Source organism: Streptomyces sp. JJ66, assembly GCF_019303495.1.
Classification (GTDB): Bacteria; Actinomycetota; Actinomycetes; order Streptomycetales; family Streptomycetaceae; genus Streptomyces.
On sequence record NZ_JAEVFI010000028.1, the window covers coordinates 13,063 to 31,040 of the forward strand.

The window sequence follows — 17,978 nt, forward strand, 5'->3', positions numbered from 1 at the left end:
TACCTCAGCACGACACCGTGAGCGGCGCCCACTTCGCCTCCACCAACCGGTGGGGCGGAGTGAGCGCCGCTCCTTATGGCACCCTCAACCTCGGCGGCGCCGTCGGCGACGACCCGGCCGCCGTCCGCGCCAACCGCGACCGGGCCGCCCACGCCCTCGGTCTTGACCCGGCCGCCGTGGTGTGGATGCACCAGGTGCACGGCAAGGACGTCGCCGTGGTGGACCGCCCGTGGGACGCCGACCCGGTGCCGCCGCTCGACGGCGTGGTCACCGCCCGCCGTGGCCTGGCCCTCGCCGTCCTGACCGCCGACTGCACGCCGGTCCTGCTCGCCGATCCGGTGGCCGGGGTCGTCGGCGCCGCCCATGCCGGACGCCCGGGCCTGGTCGCCGGGGTGGTGCCCGCCACCGTGCGGGCGATGGCCACACTCGGTGCCGACCCCGCGCGGATCACCGCCCGCACCGGGCCCGCCGTGTGCGGTGCCTGCTACGAGGTTCCGGCCGGGATGCGCGCGGAGGTGGCCGCCGTCGTACCGGCCGCACACGCCACCACCCGGCAGGGCACCCCGGCCGTGGACGTGACCGCCGGGGTGCTCGCCCAGCTCGCCGGGGCGGGGGTCACCGCTGTCACCGTCAGCGACGTGTGCACCCTGGAGTCCACGAACCACTTCTCCTACCGCCGGGAGCGCACCACCGGGCGGCTGGCGAGCTACGTGTGGCTGGAGGGCTGAACGCATGACGGGCGAGGAAGCGACGGCACCGGAGCCGAAGCCCGGTGACCTGGGCGACCGTGCGGCGGAGCTCGCCGCGAACCTGGCCGCGGTGGAGGAGCGACTGGCCGCCGCCTGCGCCGCCGCTGGCCGCCCGCGCGAGGAGGTGACGCTGATCGTCGTCACCAAGACCTACCCCGCGAGTGACGTGCGGCTGCTGGCCGAACTCGGCGTGCGGCACGTGGCGGAGAACAAGGTGCAGGAGGCCGCACCGAAGGCCGAGGCGTGCGCGGACCTCCCGCTCACCTGGCACTTCGTCGGCCAGCTGCAGACGAACAAGGCCCGCGCGGTGGCGGAGTTCTGTGATTATGTCCATTCTGTTGACCGGCTGCGGCTGGTACGGGCGCTGAGCACCGCCGCCGAACGCCGCGACCGCGAGCTGCGCTGCCTGCTGCAAGTAGCGCTGGACAAGGAACCTGCTGAACCCGCTGAACCCGCCGGACCCGCCGGCCCCGACGCCGTGGGCGCTCCCGCCGGTGCCGCCACGGCCCGTGGCGGGCTCGCCCCGGCCGACGTGCCGGACCTGGCCGGGGCGGTCACCGCCGCGCCCGGACTGTCACTGGCTGGAGTGATGACCGTCGCGCCGCTGACGGGCCGTTACGCGGCGAACCCGCGTGCGGCGTTCGAGCGGCTGAGGGAAATCTCCAGCGGGCTGCGCCGGGCTGACGCGGCTGCGAACATGGTCTCGGCGGGAATGAGTTCGGACCTGGAGGAGGCTGTGGCGGCGGGTGCGACACATGTACGCGTCGGCACTGCGGTACTCGGAGTCCGTCCCCGGCTCGGGTAACGTCGCCAAGAAAGTCGGACTAGAGACGAAAATATGGTCATTTCCGGCGAGACGGTCAAACTACGTGGATTCGGGGCCACCGGGTGACGGAGCCGATCCACCACAGAGCGGAGGATGCGGAGCATGGCCGGCGCAATGCGCAAAATGGCGGTCTACCTCGGCCTCGTGGAGGACGATGGGTACGACGGCCGGGGGTATGACCCCGAGGACGAGTTCGAACCCGAGCCGGAGCCCGAGCGGGACCGCCGCCGGCAGGCGGGCCATGCCGCCCACGAGGTGGAGCCCGATGAGCCGGCCCGCGTCGTGCAGCCCCCGGCGCAACGCGAGCGGGAGCAGGCGCCCGCGCTGGTCGGGGATACCGGCCGGGTGAGCAGAATCGCTCCCGTGTCCTCCATCACATCCGAACGCCCGAATCTGGAGAAGAACGCACCGGTGATCATGCCCAAGGTCGTGTCCGAGCGGGAGCCCTACCGGATCACCACACTTCACCCACGGACGTACAACGAGGCCCGTACCATCGGGGAACACTTCCGTGAGGGCACGCCGGTGATCATGAACCTCACGGAGATGGACGACACCGACGCGAAGCGACTTGTCGACTTCGCCGCCGGTCTCGTGTTCGGTCTGCACGGCAGCATCGAGCGCGTGACGCAGAAGGTGTTCCTGCTGTCTCCTGCTAACGTCGATGTAACGGCGGAGGACAAGGCCCGCATCGCAGAGGGCGGGTTCTTCAACCAGAGCTGAGAGACGCAACACCGGACAGACCCCGGCCGCAGAGAGCCGGGCACGCCTTAGGGGAGAGGGAAGCGCACGATGGGCATCGCACAACAGGTGGTCTTCGTCGCGCTGCAGATCTTCCTGTACGTGCTGATTTTCCGGCTGATCATGGATTACGTCTTCATGTTCGCCCGCTCATGGCAACCCGGCAAGGCGATGGTCGTCGTCCTGGAGGCGACCTACACTGTCACCGATCCGCCGCTGAAGCTCCTGCGGCGGTTCATCCCGCCGCTGCGCTTCGGGGGCGTGGCGCTAGACCTGTCCTTCCTCGTACTGATGATCATCGTTTTCATCCTGATCCAGATCGTGGGCGGGCTGTGAACGAGTACGGTCTTGCCGATATGCCGATGACCTACGTTGAGGTGAAGAGATGCCGCTGACCCCCGAGGACGTGCGGAACAAGCAGTTCACGACCGTCCGCCTCCGAGAAGGCTATGACGAGGACGAGGTCGATGCCTTCCTTGACGAGGTCGAAGCAGAACTAACCCGCCTGCTGCGGGAGAACGAGGACCTGCGCGCCAAGCTGGCCGCCGCGACGCGTGCCGCCGCGCAGAGCCAGCAGCAGCAGGGCATGCGCAAGCCTCCGCAGGACCAGGACCGCTCCGGCCAGGGTCCGGTGCCCGCCGCCATATCAGGTCCGCAGCCGGTGCCGCCGGGTCAGCAGATGGGTGGCCAGCAGCAGATGGGCGGACCGCCCCAGCTGCCGGGTGCTCCTCAGCTTCCGGCCGGCCCCGGTGGGCACCAGGCTGGCCAGCACGGCCAGCACGGTCCGGGTCAGCACGGCCCCGGCCAGCACGGTCCGGGCCAGCACGGCCCCGGTCCGATGGGTCACGGCCCGATGGGCGGCCCCGGTGGTCCTGGTGGGCCCGGTGGTCCCCAGATGCAGCCGGGTGGCCCGGGCAACGACAGCGCCGCGCGCGTGCTGTCGCTGGCCCAGCAGACCGCCGACCAGGCGATCGCCGAGGCGCGTTCCGAGGCGAACAAGATCGTCGGCGAGGCCCGCAGCCGCGCCGAGGGCCTGGAGCGGGACGCGCGCGCCAAGGCGGACGCCCTGGAGCGGGACGCCCAGGAGAAGCACCGCGTCGCGATGGGCTCGCTGGAGTCGGCCCGCGCCACGCTGGAGCGCAAGGTCGAGGACCTGCGCGGCTTCGAGCGGGAGTACCGCACGCGGCTGAAGTCCTACCTGGAGAGCCAGCTGCGCCAGCTGGAGAACCAGGCCGACGACTCCCTCGCCCCGCCGCGCACCCCGGCGGCCGCGTCGCTGCCCGCCTCACCCTCGATGGCGTCCGCCGGTGCCCCCTCGGGCGGCACCATGGGCGGCCACCAGTCGATGGGCGGCGGTCAGTCGATGGGTGGTCACGGCGGCGGTCACTCCGGTGGCCACGGCGGTGGTCACCCGCAGGGCGGCGGCCAGACCTACGGCGGCCAGCAGCAGATGTCGCCCGCGATGACGCAGCCGATGGCACCGGTGCGGCCGCAGGGCCCGCAGCCGATGCAGCAGGCGCCGTCGCCGATGCGGGGCTTCCTCATCGACGAGGACGACAGCTAGCCACCGCGCGCAAGCGCACACAACCGGCATATCGCACGGGCCGACTCCTGGGGGAGTCGGCCCGTTGCCGTGTGCGCCAGCCTTCGGCCGGGGTGTCCCCCACCTTCCCGGAACCGGCACCCTTCCCGGTCCCGGAACCGGCACCCTACCCGGAACCAGCCGGGGCGTGTTCCCGGCCCCTCTCCGGCTTTCCCGCCCTGCGGGGCGGCGCCGCCAGATCCGGGCCGCAGGCTCCGGACGGGCCCGGTACATACAGCCCGTCCGGAGCGCGACAGCCACGAGATCGTCCGGGGCCTACACCTTGCGGAGGCGGAACGTCAGCGACAGCGCGGCGTCGGTGAACGCGGGTCCGAACGCCTCGTCAGCCGCCTCGGCCGACACCTCGTCGGCCAGCACCTCCGTCGCGATCAGCTCCGCGTGCTCGGCCAGCGCGGCGGCCACCTCGGCGTCGGAGGACTCCCACCGCAGCGCGATCCGGTCCGCGACGTCCAGCCCGCTGTTCTTGCGCGCCTCCTGGATCAGCCGGATCGCGTCCCGGGCGAGGCCCGCGCGCCGCAGCTCCGGCGTGATCTCCAGGTCCAGCGCCACTGTCGCCCCGGAGTCGGACGCCACCGACCAGCCCTCGCGCGGCGTCTCGGTGATGATGACCTCCTCCGGCGCCAGGCCCACCCGCTCGCCATCGACGGTCACCTCGGCCGTGCCCGCCCGCAGCGCCGCGGACAGCTCGGCCGCGTCCGCCGCCGCGATCGCCGCCGCGACCGGCTGCGTCCGCTTGCCGAACCGGCGTCCCAGGGCGCGGAAGTTGGCCTTGGCCGTGGTGTCCACCAGCGAGCCGCCGACCTCACCGAGCGAGGCCAGCGCGCTCACGTTCAGCTCCTCGGCGATCTGCGCGCGCAGGTCGTCGTCCAGCAGCTCGAAGCCCTGCGCCGCGACCAGCGCCCGCGACAGCGGCTGTCGCGTCTTGACGCCGGACTCCGCGCGCGTGGCCCGGCCCAGCTCCACCAGGCGCCGCACCAGCAGCATGTCCATCGACAGCCGCTCGTCGATCGCGCCCGGGTCGGCCACCGGCCAGCTGCTCAGGTGCACCGACTCCGCTGCCCCCGGCGTCACCGGCACCACCAGGTCCTGCCACACGCGTTCGGTGACGAACGGGACCAGCGGCGCCATCAGCCGCGTCACCGTCTCCAGGACGTCGTGCAGCGTGCGCAGGGCCGCGCGGTCGCCCTGCCAGAAGCGGCGGCGGGAGCGGCGCACGTACCAGTTGGACAGGTCGTCCACGAAGGTGGACAGCAGCTTTCCGGCACGCTGGGTGTCGAAGTTCTCCATCGCGCGCGTCACCAGGTCCACCAGCGCGTGCAGTTCGCTCAGCAGCCAGCGATCCAGCAGCGGACGCGCACCGGGGGCCGGGTCGGCGTCACCGGGGGCCCAGCCGGTGGTGCGCGCGTACAGGGCCTGGAAGGCGACGGTGTTCCAGTAGGTCAGCAGGGTCTTGCGCACCACCTCCTGGATGGTGCCGTGGCCCACCCGGCGCGCGGCCCACGGGGAGCCGCCAGCCGCCATGAACCAGCGCACCGCGTCCGCGCCGTGCTGCTCCATCAGCGGAATGGGCTCCAGGATGTTGCCCAGGTGCTTGGACATCTTGCGCCCGTCCTCGGCCAGGATGTGGCCGAGACAGACGACGTTCTCGTACGACGAGCGCCCGAAGACCAGCGTGCCGACGGCCATCAGCGTGTAGAACCAGCCACGGGTCTGGTCGATGGCCTCGGAGATGAACTGCGCCGGGTAGCGGCCCTCGAAGAGCTCCTGGTTGCGGTACGGGTAGCCCCACTGCGCGAACGGCATCGACCCGGAGTCATACCAGGCGTCGATCACCTCCGGGACGCGCCTGGCCTCCTCGGCGCAGCCCTCGGCCGGGCAGGGGAAGGTGACGTCGTCGATGAAGGGACGGTGCGGGTCGAGGCCGCTGTGGTCGGTGCCGCTCAGCTCGCTCAGCTCGGCCAGTGAGCCCACGCAGGTCAGGTGGTCCTCGCCGCAGCGCCAGACCGGCAGCGGCGTGCCCCAGTAGCGGTTGCGGGAGAGCGCCCAGTCGATGTTGTTGCTCAGCCAGTCGCCGAACCGGCCGTGCTTGACCGAGTCCGGGTACCAGTGGGTGTTCTCGTTCTCCTGGAGCAGCTGGTCCTTGATCTGCGTGGTGCGGATGTACCAGGACGGCTGGGCGTAGTAGAGCAGCGCGGTGTGGCAGCGCCAGCAGTGCGGGTAGCTGTGCTCGTAGGCCAGGTGCCGCAGCAGCAGGCCGCGCGCGTCGAGGTCGGCGACGAGGGTTTCGTCGGCCTTCTTGAAGAACTGGCCGCCGACCAGCTCCAGCTCCGGCGTGAACGTGCCGTCGGACCGCACCGGGTTGACGACCGGCAGGCCGTAGGCGCGGCACACCCGCAGGTCGTCCTCACCGAAGGCCGGGGCCTGGTGGACGAGACCGGTACCGTCCTCGGTCGTCACGTACTCGGCGGTGACGACGAAGTTCGCGCCCTCCAGCTCCACCAGCTCGAACGGACGCTGGTAGGCCCAGCGCTCCATCTGAGCACCGGTGAAGGCGCGGCCGGTGGCCTCCCAGCCCTCGCCGAGCGCCTTGCCCAGCAGGGGTTCGGCGACGACGAGCTGTTCGCTGCCGTCGGTGGCGACGACGTAGCGGACCTCCGGGTGCGCGGCCACGGCGGTGTTGGACACCAGCGTCCACGGCGTCGTCGTCCACACCAGCAGCGACGCCTCGCCCGCCAGCGGGCCGGAGGTCAGCGGCAGGCGGACGTAGACCGAGGGGTCCACGACCGTCTCGTAGCCCTGGGCCAGCTCGTGGTCGGACAGGCCGGTGCCGCACCTCGGGCACCACGGCGCCACCCGGTGGTCCTGCACCAGCAGACCCTTGTCGAAGATCTGCTTCAGCGACCACCACACCGACTCGATGTACTGCGGGTCCATCGTGCGGTAGGCGTCGTCCAGGTCCACCCAGTAGCCCATGCGCCGGGTCAGCTCGGCGAAGGCGTCGGTGTGCCGGGTGACGGACTCGCGGCACCGCGCGTTGAACTCCGCGATGCCCATGGCCTCGATGTCCTGTTTGCCGGCCAGGCCCAGTTCCTTCTCCACCGCCAGCTCGACCGGCAGACCGTGGCAGTCCCACCCCGCCTTGCGCGGCACGTGGTAGCCCTGCATGGTGCGGAAGCGGGGAAAGACGTCCTTGAAGACCCGCGCCTCGATGTGGTGCGCGCCCGGCATGCCGTTGGCGGTCGGCGGACCTTCGTAGAACACCCACTCGGGGCGGCCCTCGGACGCCTCCAGCGTCCGGGCGAAGATCTTCTGCTCACGCCAGAAGTCGAGCACGGCGTGCTCCAGGGCGGGCAGATCCACCTGGGCGGGCACCTGGCGGTATTGCGGGGTCTGGCTCATCGGACGGTTTCCTCCGGCGGACAGGGCAGCTTCCGTCGGAGGGACGAGACGCGCCGCACGACGCCTCCCGCGGTACCACCCTCCTTGGCGGCGCGCACGTGACGCCCCGCCCCCTCATTGGGCCGCGACCGCCTCGACCTGCTGCGACCGCCCGCGTGCCGGTTCTACTCACCCGCCCGGACCCCGGGCGGGCTTTCTTCCGGCGGCTCCGGGGTGATCTTCACGTCGCGCTCGCCCCCGGGCTCTCACCGTCCCCGGGTCGCTCACGGCTGCTCGACGACGCTACTCGTCCCCATCCACGCCTTTCGCTGCCGCCCAGTGTACGGGCCGGGGAGAACCGGTGCCGAGCGGTTTCCCCGCGGCCCGGCCGGGCACAACGCTGTCGCGGGCGTCCCGGTGGCGCTCCGTCGCAGATCACCGTCCGGACGGCGCGTCCCGTTGCCGGTCGCCCCGGGTCGATTTATCGTTCCGGCACGATTCGCGAGCAAGATCACACTATGTGAGGGTCGGCGAGGACCGGCGCCGAACCGGCAGGAGGTGGCCGTCACCATGCCCCGTGCGAAGGGCGGCTCCGCCGCCAGGAAGACGGCGGCCGAAGCGCCCTCGGCGGGGGCCAAGCGGCCCGCGCCGGAGAAGCCGTCCGCGAAGCGGGAACCCGCCGAGCAGGACCAGGCCAGGGAAGGCGCTGCCGAGAAGCCCGAGGCCCCGGGCGGTCCGGCGGCCAAGAAGGCAACGGGCAAGAAGGCCGCTGCCAAGAAGACAGCGGCCAAGAGGGCTGCCGCCAAGGACACGGGGGCGAAGAAGGCGGTTGCCAAGAAGGCGTCGGGGGAGGAGCCCGCGCCGAAGAAGGCCGCCGCCAAGAAGGCGCCAGCCAAGAAGGCGCCAGCCAAGAAGGCGCCAGCCAAGAAGGCGCCAGCCAAGAAGGCGGCGCGGCCTGCACCCGCCGCGCGTGGGCGGGGCAAGGACACGGTGGGCCGAGAGGCGGCCCAACGGGAGACGGGAGCCGAAGCGGTGGCTGCGAAGAAGACGACGACCGGTACGCAGACGGCGGTACCCCAGGCCCGGATCGCGGCCGCCCCGGACGAGCTGGCGGTACGCGCGGGCGAGGAGCCGTGGACGGAGGCCGAGGTGGACGCGGCCCGCACCGAACTGACGAACGAGGTGGAGCGGCTGCGCGGCGAGATCGACGCCGTCGAGCGTGCCCTGGTCGGTTTGATGCGCGACTCCGGCGATGGTGCCGGGGACGACCAGGCCGACACCGGCACCAAGAACGTCACCCGTGAGCAGGAGATGGCCATCGCCGAGAACGCCCGCGAGCTGATGTACCAGAGCGAGCGGGCGCTTGAGCGCATCGCGGCCGGGACGTACGGGCTGTGCGAGAACTGCGGCAACCCCGTCGGCAAGGCCCGGATGCAGGCGTTCCCCCGGGCCACGCTGTGCGTGGAGTGCAAGCAGAAGCAGGAGCGTCACTGAGGCCGTACGGGCCCCGTGCGACGCCGGTGTCGTACGCTCGACCCGTGACAGCAGAGGCGGAGCAGGCCATCGACGAGGTGCCGGAGGAGTCCCGGCCGGGTGACGCGGACCACGAGGGTGCCCAGCGGCCCCGTGGCAGGCGGCGGATCGGGGTGCTCCTGACGGTCGCGGGCCTCGCCTACGTCCTCGACCTCGTCTCCAAGATCCTGGTCGTGGAGTACCTGGAGGGGCAGCCCTCCATCGAACTCGTCGGCGACCTGCTGCGGCTGACGGCGGTGCGCAACTCCGGTGCCGCCTTCGGCATCGGCGAGGCGCTGACCATCGTCTTCACGGTCATCGCCGCCGTCGTCGTCGTGGTGATCTTCCGCATCGCCCGCAAGCTCTACAGCACCCCGTGGGCGCTCGCGCTCGGGCTGCTCCTCGGCGGGGCGTTCGGCAACCTCACCGACCGGATCTTCCGCTCGCCCGGCGTCTTCCAGGGCGCCGTGGTGGACTTCATCGCCCCGGCGCACTTCGCGGTCTTCAACCTCGCGGACTCCGCCATCGTCTGCGGCGGCATCCTGATCGTCATCCTCTCCTTCCGTGGCCTGGACCCGGACGGAACGGTGCACCGCACCTGACCGGGCCACCCTGGCAGGCGTCAGGGCTGCGGCGTGCGGAGTGCGGCGTCCGTCACACCGTGTCCCGCTGCCCGCACCGGGACTGGTCCGAACGGGCGTCCCCCGTCCGGCATACTCGACGGGTGAGTACCGCACCGCTGCCCGAGGTCCGAACGCTGCCCGTGCCCGACGGCCTGGAGGGGGAGCGCGTGGACGCCGCCCTGGCCAGGATGTTCGGCTTCTCCCGCACCAAGGCGGCCGAGCTGGCCGCCGACGGCAAGGTGCGGGTGGACGGGGCGGAGGCCGGGAAGTCGGAGCGCGTGCACGGCGGTGCCTGGCTGGAGGTCGAGATGCCCGCGCCCCCCACACCGGTGCGCGTCGTCGCCGAGCCGGTGGAGGGCATGGACATCGTCCACGACGACGACGACCTCGTCGTGGTGATGAAGCCCGTCGGGGTCGCCGCCCACCCCAGCCCCGGCTGGACCGGGCCGACCGTCATCGGCGGGCTGGCCGCCGCCGGGTACACCATCGCCACCTCCGGCGCGGCCGAACGCCAGGGCATCGTGCACCGGCTGGACGTCGGCACCTCCGGGCTGATGGTCGTCGCCAAGTCCGAACGCGCGTACAGCCTGCTCAAGCAGCAGTTCCGCGAGCGCACCGTGGACAAGCGCTACCACGCGCTGGTGCAGGGCCACCCCGACCCGCTGAGCGGCACCATCGACGCGCCGATCGGGCGGCACCCCCAGCACGACTACAAGTGGGCCGTCACCGCCGACGGCAAGCCGTCGGTCACCCACTACGACCTGATCGAGGCGTTCCGCGCCGCGAGCCTGCTCGACATCAAGCTGGAGACCGGCCGCACGCACCAGATCCGGGTTCACATGGCCGCGCACCGGCACCCGTGCGCGGGTGACCTCACCTACGGCGCCGACCCGACGCTGGCCCGGCGCCTCGGCCTGACCCGGCAGTGGCTGCACGCGGTGCGCCTCGGCTTCACCCACCCGGGGGACGGCGGCTGGGCGGAGTTCTCCAGCGCGTACCCGGCGGACCTCGCGCTCGCCCTGGAGCGCGTCGCGGGCTGAACCCGCCCGCCGCCGGGGGCGCGGCGAGGTGGGGTCCCCCTGGCTATCGCTGGGGAGTGCGCGGACCGGAGGCGATGGCCCTTGCACGGTGGGAGAGCCGACATCCAGGGGCCACCGCCCACGCGGTTTCGGGGAGGCGGGGGTCCCACACCGAAGGCTGGGGGAAGGCGAGGGGCCTACAGCTCCTTGCCCGGCAGCTCCGGCGTCGTGCGCAGACGCGGCAGCGCGGACGGGCACTTGTCGCGCAGCCACGCGATCAGCTCCTCGCGGACCTCGCAGCGCAGGAACCAGATGTCATCCGGGGTCCGCGCCGTCATCGCCGCGCGCACCTCGATGGTCGAGGGCGTGGTGTCGGTCACCATCAGGCTCCAGCTGCGCCCGTCCCAGTGATCACTGGCGCGCACGATCTCCTCGGTCTTGGCCCGCAGCTCGGAGATGGGAGCGGTGTGGTCCAGGTGCAGGTACACGGTGCCGGTCATCTGCTGGCCGCCGCGCGACCAGTTCTGGAACGGCTTGTTGGTGAAGTAGGACACCGGCATGGTGATGCGCCGCTCGTCCCACGTCAGCACGACCAGGTAGGAGACGGTGATCTCGTCCACGACGCCGTACTCGCCGTCGATGATCACCGTGTCGCCGATGCGCACCATGTCGCCGAAGGCGATGGACAGCCCGGCGAACAGGTTGCTCAGCGTGGACTGGGCGGCGATACCGGCGACGATGCCCAGCACACCGGCCGACGCCAGCATGGAGGTGCCGAGCGCGCGCATGCCGTCGAACTGGAGCAGCATCGCGGCGACCGCCACGACGATGACGACCGTCGTCACCAGGCGCCGCATCAGGGTGAGCTGGGTGCGCACCCGTCGGGCGCGGGCCGGGTCATGGGCGACGCCGTTGTACTTCGCCGCCGCCGTCTCTATGACCGCGTCCGAGGCCCGCAGGACCAGCCACGCGGAGGCGGCGATCATGATGAGCGTCAGCCACAGATCGACTCTCTCGCGCCCGTTGCCGACCAGCTTGGTGCTGCCGAAGAATCCCCGGACCAGGGCGACGAACAGCACGGCCATGAGCGGCACGCGGCCCTGCCGCAGCAGGCCCCACAGAGGGGTCTGCGGGCGGCGGCGGTCCATGCGCACGAGCAGCCGGTCCACGGCCCAGGCCACCGCCCAGGCCACGACGGCCGCGCCACCGAACACGATGACCGGCCGCAGCACGGCTTCCATGGTCGTCATGGGGTAACGGCTCCTTGTCGTCGATGGGCTCACCCGACCGTACCTGGCACCATGGGACGCCTGTCCCGCTTCCGGGGGCACATGCGGGGAAGTGAACAACGCGACAAAGGGAGACGTAAGGCAGTGGCGACCGTGGTGCTGATCCACTCCATCTACGGGCTGCGGCCAGCGGTCGAGGACGCCGCACGGCGGCTGCGGGAGGCCGGGCACGAGGTGCACACCCCCGACCTGTTTGACGGCCGCACCGCCGAGACCGTCGAGGAGGGGCGCGCGTTCACCGAGGAGATCGGCCGTGAGGAACTGCTGCGCCGTGCCGTGGCCGCCTCCGCCCCGCTGTCGGACCAGGGGCTGGTCTACGCCGGGTTCTCGCTGGGCGCCGCCCTCGCGCAGACCCTCGCGCTCGCCGACGAGCGGGCCCGTGGGCTGCTGCTCCTGCACGGCACGTCCGACCTCCCCGAGGACGCGCGTGCGGAGGGCCTGCCGGTGCAACTGCACGTCGCCGACCCCGACCCGTTCGAACCCCACGACTGGCTCAGCACCTGGTACCTGCTGATGGGCCGCACCGGCGCCGACGTCGAGATCTACCCGTACCCGGGCGCCGGGCACCTCTACACCGACCCCGGCCTGCCCGACCACGACGCGGAAGCCGCCGAGCGGACCTGGCGCGTGGCCCTCGCCTTCCTGGCCGAAACGGACACCTGAGCCCCGCACCACCAAGCGAGCCCTCCGCGCGGGGTGAGACCGGTCGCCGGTGACCCGTCGGCCGCGCTCCCGCGCGCGAGCCGCGTCCGCGTAGACCGCGAGGGCACAAGCGGCGGGCGGCCATCGTGAGATGGCCGCCCGNGTGGCCCCCCCGCCGCACGGCTGTTCCCTGGCTACTTCTTCAGCGCCTCGTCGATCGCCTGGGTGAACTGCTCCGGGCTCGGCGCGGGCATGTTCGGGATCTCCAGCTTCTCGCCGTCCATGACGAGGGCCGGGGTGCCGGTGATGCCGTCCTTGTTGTCGTCGAACCTCTTCGACGCCTCCAGCGCCCAGCGGTCGAACGTGCCGTCCTTGACGTGCTGTTCGAACTCGGCGTTGTCCTTCAGCGCGTCCACCTCGTTGGCGACGTCCAGGAGGTACGCGTCGTCGGCGAACTCGTCCGCGCTCTCCTGCGGGTGGTTCTCCTCGGAATACAGGGCGAACTTGTACTCCATGAACGCCTCCTCGCTCACGTCGAGTGCGGCGCCGAGCGCGCTCAGCGCGTTCTTCGAGCCTTCGCCCCTGGCCATGTTGTCGATGAACGTGGCCATGACGTACGACACCTGGTACTTGCCGTCCTCAACGTCCTGCTTCAGCGTCGTGCCCGCCGACTGCTCGAACGCGGCACACGCCGGGCAGCGCATGTCCTCGTAGACGGTCAGGGTCTTCTCGGCGTTTTCGTCGCCGATGAGGATGGTGGTGCCCTTCTCGCCCGAGGTGTGCTCGGGGAGGACGAGTTCGGCGTCGGCTGCCTTGTCCCAGGGGTCACCCATCTGGGTGAGGGCGTAGCCGATGCCGCCGACGATCGCGAGGACGCCGACGACGGCGCCCACGACGCCCAGCTGACGGCGCCGCTTGTCCTTCCTGGCCTGCTGTTCGCGCTCGGCGCGCAGCCGCTCGCGGGCGTTCCTCTTGGCTTCCTGGCTGTTGCGCTTGCTCATGGTGGGGTGTCGCTCCGTGAGTGGGGTGGGTCAGGGGGGCCGGACGCGGGCTCAGCCCGCGAGGGCGGCGCGGGGCGGGCCGCGTCGTACCACGGAGTGCGTCAGGAGCGGCAGGGACGGCAGCGAGCGCACCCGGTGCGCGGCGCGGGTGCCGGCGGGCGGGGCTGGCGGTGCCGGTGCGGCAGCGGCGAGGCGGGCGCTGGAGGGCGGCCACAGCAGTTCGTACGCGGTCGCGGCGGCGGCCCGCAGTAGCCGGGCGAACGCCTCCTCGCCGCGCCACAGCCACACTGCGGCGGCCAGGCCGACGGCGACGTGCCCGCCGAGCAGCAGCCACGGGGCGGCCGGGTGGGCCAGGGCCGGGGCGGTGCCGTCGGCGGCCATGCGGGCCAGCGGCGTGCCGAAGCCGCCACCGGTGCAGAGCAGGTCCACGCCGAGTGTGCGCAGCGGACCGGTGACCGGACCGCCCGCGGTGCCGTAGCAGGCGATCTGGCCACTGGTGAAGACGGTGTCCGCCGCCAGCTCCAGCGGTATGAGGACGGCGGCGATGCCCCCGAGACCGCGTCTGCGGTCGCCGAGCCAGAAGGCGCACAGGAAGACGCCCGCGGCGACGGCCAGCAGGATGGGCAGCGGTACCGGGTTCGCCGTGAGCAGCACGTGGGTGCCCGCGGACAGCGTGACGCACACCGCGGTGAAGACCGCGGCGCGCCCTGTCCGCATACCGGCCCCAGACTCACCCATCGGCCCCGAGTGTGCCACGGCCCGGATAAGCGCCGGGTGAAACCCCCGGAGCCGCAACCGACGCGTGACCGTGGCTGAGGCGGGTGGGCCTGCCGTGGGCGGAGATGTCAGAGGGGAGTCATAGACTCGGCGGCGCCCTGAGAGAACCGTGCCGGAGGTGCCGCCCCGTGTCCGACCAGCCGTTCACGCATCTGCACGTGCACACACAGTATTCGCTGCTTGACGGTGCGGCGCGCCTGAAGGACATGTTCAAGGCGTGCAACGAGATGGAGATGTCCCACATCGCCATGACGGACCACGGCAACCTGCACGGGGCGTACGACTTCTTCCACCAGGCCGAGGGCGCGGGGGTGACGCCGATCGTCGGCATCGAGGCGTACGTCGCGCCCGAGTCACGGCGGTTCACGCGGCCGGTGCGCTGGGGTGCGCCGCACCAGAAGCGGGACGACGTCTCCGGTGGCGGCGCCTACACCCACATGACGATGTGGGCGCGTGACCTCACCGGCCTGCACAACCTCTACCGCGCCCAGTCCCGCGCGAGCCTGGAGGGCTTCTTCCGCAAGCCCCGCATGGACCGCGAGCTGCTTGCCGAGTACGCCGAGGGCCTGATGGCCACCACCGGCTGTCCCTCGGGCGAGGTGTCCACGAAGATCCGCCTCGGGCAGCTGGACGAGGCGCTGAAGGCGGCCGGGGAGTTCCAGGACATCTTCGGCAAGGAGAACTTCTTCGTCGAGTTGATGGACCACAACATCGACATCGACCGGCGGGCCCGGGCGGGCCTGGAGGAGATCGCCCGCAAGCTCGGCGCCCCCTTCGTGGTCACCAACGACTCGCACTACACCTACGAGCACGAGTCCAGCGCGCACGACACCCTGCTGTGCATCCAGACCGGCAGCAACCTCTCCGACCCGGACCGCTTCAAGTTCGACGGCTCCGGCTACTACCTGAAGTCGGCCGCCGAGATGTACGCGATCGACAACTCCGACGCGTGGCAGGAGGGCTGCCGCAACACCCAGCTGCTCATCGCGGACCGCATCGACACCAGTGGCATGTTCAAGCCGCGCAACCTGATGCCCCGCTTCGACGTGCCGGACGGGTTCGACGAGGTGACCTGGTTCCAGGAGGAGGTGGGGCGCGGCATGGCCCGCCGCTACCCGGGCGGCGTGCCGGAGGACCGGCAGCGGCAGGCGGCCTACGAGATGGGCGTCATCATCGAGATGGGGTTCCCGGGCTACTTCCTCGTGGTGGCCGACTTCATCATGTGGGCCAAGAACAACGGCATCGCGGTGGGCCCGGGCCGGGGCTCGGCGGCCGGTTCGATCGTCGCGTACGCCATGGGCATCACCGACCTCGACCCGATCGACCACGGCCTGATCTTCGAGCGGTTCCTCAACCCCGAGCGCGTCTCCATGCCCGATGTGGACATCGACTTCGACGAGCGCAGGCGCGGTGAGGTGATCCGCTACGTCACCGAGAAGTACGGCGCCGACAAGGTCGCCATGATCGGTACGTACGGCACGATCAAGGCGAAGAACGCGATCAAGGACTCCGCCCGCGTGCTGGGCTACCCGTACGCCGTGGGCGACCGCATCACCAAGGCGATGCCCGCCGACGTCCTCGGCAAGGGCCTGCCGCTGTCGGGCATCACCGACAAGGACCACCCGCGCTACAGCGAGGCGGGCGAGATCCGCTCGATGTACGAGAACGAGCCGGACGTCACCAAGGTCATCGACGCCGCCCGGGGCATCGAGGGCCTGGTGCGGCAGATGGGTGTGCACGCGGCGGGCGTGATCATGTCCAGCGAGCCGCTGATCGACCACGTGCCGGTGTTCTCGCCGAAGAACGACGGCGTCGTCGTCACCCAGTGGGACTACCCGAGCTGTGAGTCGCTCGGCCTGCTGAAGATGGACTTCCTGGGCCTACGCAACCTCACGATCATGGACGACGCGCAGAAGGCCATCAAGAAGAACAAGGGCGTCGAGATCCAGCTGCTCGACCTCCCGCTGGACGACCCGAAGACCTACGAACTGCTCCAGCGCGGCGACACCCTCGGCGTCTTCCAGTTCGACGGCGGTCCGATGCGCTCGCTGCTGCGCATGATGAAGCCCGACAACTTCGAGGACATCTCCGCCGTCTCGGCCCTGTACCGGCCCGGCCCGATGGGCATGAACTCGCACATCAACTACGCGCTGCGCAAGAACGGCCAGCAGGAGATCACCCCGATCCACCCGGAGCTGGAGGAACCTCTCAAGGAGGTCCTGGACATCACCTACGGCCTGATCGTGTACCAGGAGCAGGTGCAAAAGGCCGCCCAGGTGCTCGCCGGGTACACGCTCGGCCAGGCCGACCTCCTGCGCCGCGCGATGGGCAAGAAGAAGCTCGAAGTCCTGGAGAAGGAGTTCGTCAGCTTCCAGCAGGGCGCCCGGGCGAACGGCTTTTCGGACGAGGCGATCAAGGCCGTGTGGGACGTGCTGGTCCCGTTCGCCGGCTACGCGTTCAACAAGGCGCACTCCTCGGCGTACGGGCTGGTCACCTACTGGACGGCGTACCTGAAGGCCAACTACCCGGCCGAGTACATGTCCGCGCTGCTCACCTCGGTGCGCGACGACAAGGACAAGTCGGCGGTCTACCTCAACGAGTGCCGCCGCATGGGCATCAAGGTGCTGCCGCCGGACGTCAACGAGTCCGACGCCAACTTCACCCCGCGCGGTGACGACACGATCGTCTTCGGTCTCACCGCGGTGCGCAACGTCGGCCAGAACGTGGTGGACTCGATCGTGCGCTGCCGCAGGTCCAAGGGCGCCTACGAGTCCTTCCCGGACTTCCTGGACAAGGTGGAGGCCGTCGTCTGTAACAAGCGCACGGTTGAATCGCTGATCAAGGCGGGCGCGTTCGACGAGCTGGGCCACACCCGCAAGGGGCTCACCGCCCAGTTCGAGCCGATGATCGACAACGTGGTGCAGGTCAAGCGCAAGGAGGCCGAGGGCCAGTTCGACCTGTTCGGCGACCTCGGCGGGGACGACGGCGAGGACGGCCCCGGCTTCGGCCTGGACGTGCAGTTCTCGCCGGAGGAGTGGGAGAAGACCTACCTGCTCGCCCAGGAGCGGGAGATGCTGGGCCTGTACGTCTCCGACCACCCGCTGTTCGGCATCGAGCACGTGCTGAACGAGAAGGCCGACGCGGGCATCTCCCAGCTCACCGGCGGCGAGTACAGCGACGGCTCGACGGTCACCATCGGCGGCATCATCTCCGGCCTCCAGCGCAAGATGACCAAGCAGGGCAACGCCTGGGCCATCGCCACCGTGGAGGACCTGGCCGGCTCCATCGACTGCATGTTCTTCCCCGCCACCTACCAACTCGTCTCCACGCAGCTGGTGGAGGACGCGGTGGTGTTCGTCAAGGGCCGTCTGGACAAGCGCGAGGACGTGCCGCGGCTGGTGGCGATGGAGCTGATGGTCCCCGACCTCAGTGAGGCGTCGGCCAACGCGCCGGTGACGATCACGATCCCGACGGTGAAGCTCACGCCGCCGCTGGTGGCCCGGCTGGGCGAGGTCCTCACGCACCACCGGGGCGCGTCCGAGGTGCGGGTGCGCTTGCAGGGGGCGCGCCGGACGACGGTGCTGCGCCTGGACCGGCACCGGGTGACGGCCGACCCGGCCTTGTTCGGCGACCTGAAGGAACTCCTCGGCCCGGCCTGCCTCGCGAGCTGACGCCCGCCCCAGCCCGCCCGGCCGCGGGTGCCCGGTCTCCGTACCGCTTCCCGCGCGCGGGCGTCGCCTCCACCTTCCGGCCGCGACGAAGCCGCTCTCGGGCTGGGACGGCCTGGGGCGAAGCAGCCGGAGGCGGGGAGGGGGGTC

At 71.1% G+C, this 17,978-nt stretch carries 14 protein-coding genes; 10 read left to right on the forward strand and 4 right to left on the reverse strand.

The window, feature by feature from the left end; all coding sequences use genetic code 11:
* The first annotated feature begins 17 nt into the window (after positions 1-17).
* The 5 genes from pgeF to JJV70_RS18270 all read left to right on the forward strand — a co-directional run bounded on the left by pgeF (position 18) and on the right by JJV70_RS18270 (position 3,880).
* Positions 18-728 carry a peptidoglycan editing factor PgeF gene (gene pgeF / locus JJV70_RS18250; RefSeq protein ID WP_308294891.1) on the forward strand — a complete coding sequence of 237 codons (711 nt, stop codon included), beginning with the start codon at positions 18-20 and terminating at the stop codon, positions 726-728.
* A gap of 4 nt (positions 729-732) precedes the next feature.
* A complete protein-coding gene (locus tag JJV70_RS18255; protein WP_219049085.1) occupies positions 733-1,554 on the forward strand; it encodes a YggS family pyridoxal phosphate enzyme in 822 nt (273 codons plus the stop codon).
* A 123-nt stretch (positions 1,555-1,677) separates the two neighbouring features.
* The gene (locus JJV70_RS18260; RefSeq protein WP_219049086.1) at positions 1,678-2,298 is read left to right on the forward strand and encodes a cell division protein SepF; all 621 of its coding nucleotides are present in this window, start codon (positions 1,678-1,680) and stop codon (positions 2,296-2,298) included.
* A gap of 69 nt (positions 2,299-2,367) precedes the next feature.
* Positions 2,368-2,652 (forward strand): YggT family protein, encoded by a 285-nt coding sequence (locus JJV70_RS18265; RefSeq protein WP_219049087.1) that lies wholly within the window; start codon positions 2,368-2,370, stop codon positions 2,650-2,652.
* A gap of 49 nt (positions 2,653-2,701) precedes the next feature.
* Complete coding sequence (locus JJV70_RS18270) at positions 2,702-3,880, forward strand: DivIVA domain-containing protein (protein ID WP_219049088.1); 1,179 nt, start codon at positions 2,702-2,704, stop codon at positions 3,878-3,880.
* Positions 3,881-4,174: 294 nt separating this feature from the next.
* Here the strand turns inward: JJV70_RS18270 and ileS are convergent, their stop codons facing one another.
* Positions 4,175-7,318, reverse strand: coding sequence for an isoleucine--tRNA ligase (gene ileS / locus JJV70_RS18275; RefSeq protein ID WP_219049089.1), 3,144 nt, complete (start codon positions 7,316-7,318; stop codon positions 4,175-4,177).
* Positions 7,319-7,867: 549 nt separating this feature from the next.
* Between ileS and JJV70_RS18280 the strand changes: the two genes are divergently transcribed.
* The 3 genes from JJV70_RS18280 to JJV70_RS18290 all read left to right on the forward strand — a co-directional run bounded on the left by JJV70_RS18280 (position 7,868) and on the right by JJV70_RS18290 (position 10,472).
* Positions 7,868-8,791: a TraR/DksA family transcriptional regulator gene (locus JJV70_RS18280; protein WP_219049090.1), complete on the forward strand. Its 924-nt coding sequence runs from the start codon at positions 7,868-7,870 to the stop codon at positions 8,789-8,791.
* Positions 8,792-8,868: 77 nt separating this feature from the next.
* A complete protein-coding gene (lspA, locus tag JJV70_RS18285; RefSeq protein ID WP_308294898.1) occupies positions 8,869-9,411 on the forward strand; it encodes a signal peptidase II in 543 nt (180 codons plus the stop codon).
* A 122-nt stretch (positions 9,412-9,533) separates the two neighbouring features.
* Complete coding sequence (locus JJV70_RS18290; protein ID WP_308294892.1) at positions 9,534-10,472, forward strand: RluA family pseudouridine synthase; 939 nt, start codon at positions 9,534-9,536, stop codon at positions 10,470-10,472.
* Positions 10,473-10,648: 176 nt separating this feature from the next.
* Here the strand turns inward: JJV70_RS18290 and JJV70_RS18295 are convergent, their stop codons facing one another.
* Positions 10,649-11,692 (reverse strand): mechanosensitive ion channel family protein, encoded by a 1,044-nt coding sequence (locus JJV70_RS18295; protein WP_219049130.1) that lies wholly within the window; start codon positions 11,690-11,692, stop codon positions 10,649-10,651.
* 132 nt (positions 11,693-11,824) lie between these two features.
* Here JJV70_RS18295 and JJV70_RS18300 point away from each other — a divergent pair, with 132 nt between their 5' ends.
* Positions 11,825-12,403, forward strand: coding sequence for a dienelactone hydrolase family protein (locus tag JJV70_RS18300; RefSeq protein ID WP_308294893.1), 579 nt, complete (start codon positions 11,825-11,827; stop codon positions 12,401-12,403).
* Between the two features lie 173 nt (positions 12,404-12,576).
* Here JJV70_RS18300 and JJV70_RS18305 read toward each other — a convergent pair whose 3' ends face one another.
* Both JJV70_RS18305 and JJV70_RS18310 read right to left on the reverse strand, forming a co-directional pair.
* On the reverse strand, positions 12,577-13,383 hold the full coding sequence (locus JJV70_RS18305) for a thioredoxin domain-containing protein (RefSeq protein ID WP_219049092.1): 807 nt from the start codon (positions 13,381-13,383) through the stop codon (positions 12,577-12,579).
* A 51-nt stretch (positions 13,384-13,434) separates the two neighbouring features.
* The gene (locus JJV70_RS18310; RefSeq protein ID WP_219049093.1) at positions 13,435-14,121 is read right to left on the reverse strand and encodes a hypothetical protein; all 687 of its coding nucleotides are present in this window, start codon (positions 14,119-14,121) and stop codon (positions 13,435-13,437) included.
* A gap of 167 nt (positions 14,122-14,288) precedes the next feature.
* Between JJV70_RS18310 and dnaE the strand changes: the two genes are divergently transcribed.
* Entirely contained in the window at positions 14,289-17,831 is a 3,543-nt protein-coding gene (dnaE, locus tag JJV70_RS18315; protein WP_219049094.1) for a DNA polymerase III subunit alpha, read from the forward strand.
* Positions 17,832-17,978: the final 147 nt, after the last annotated feature.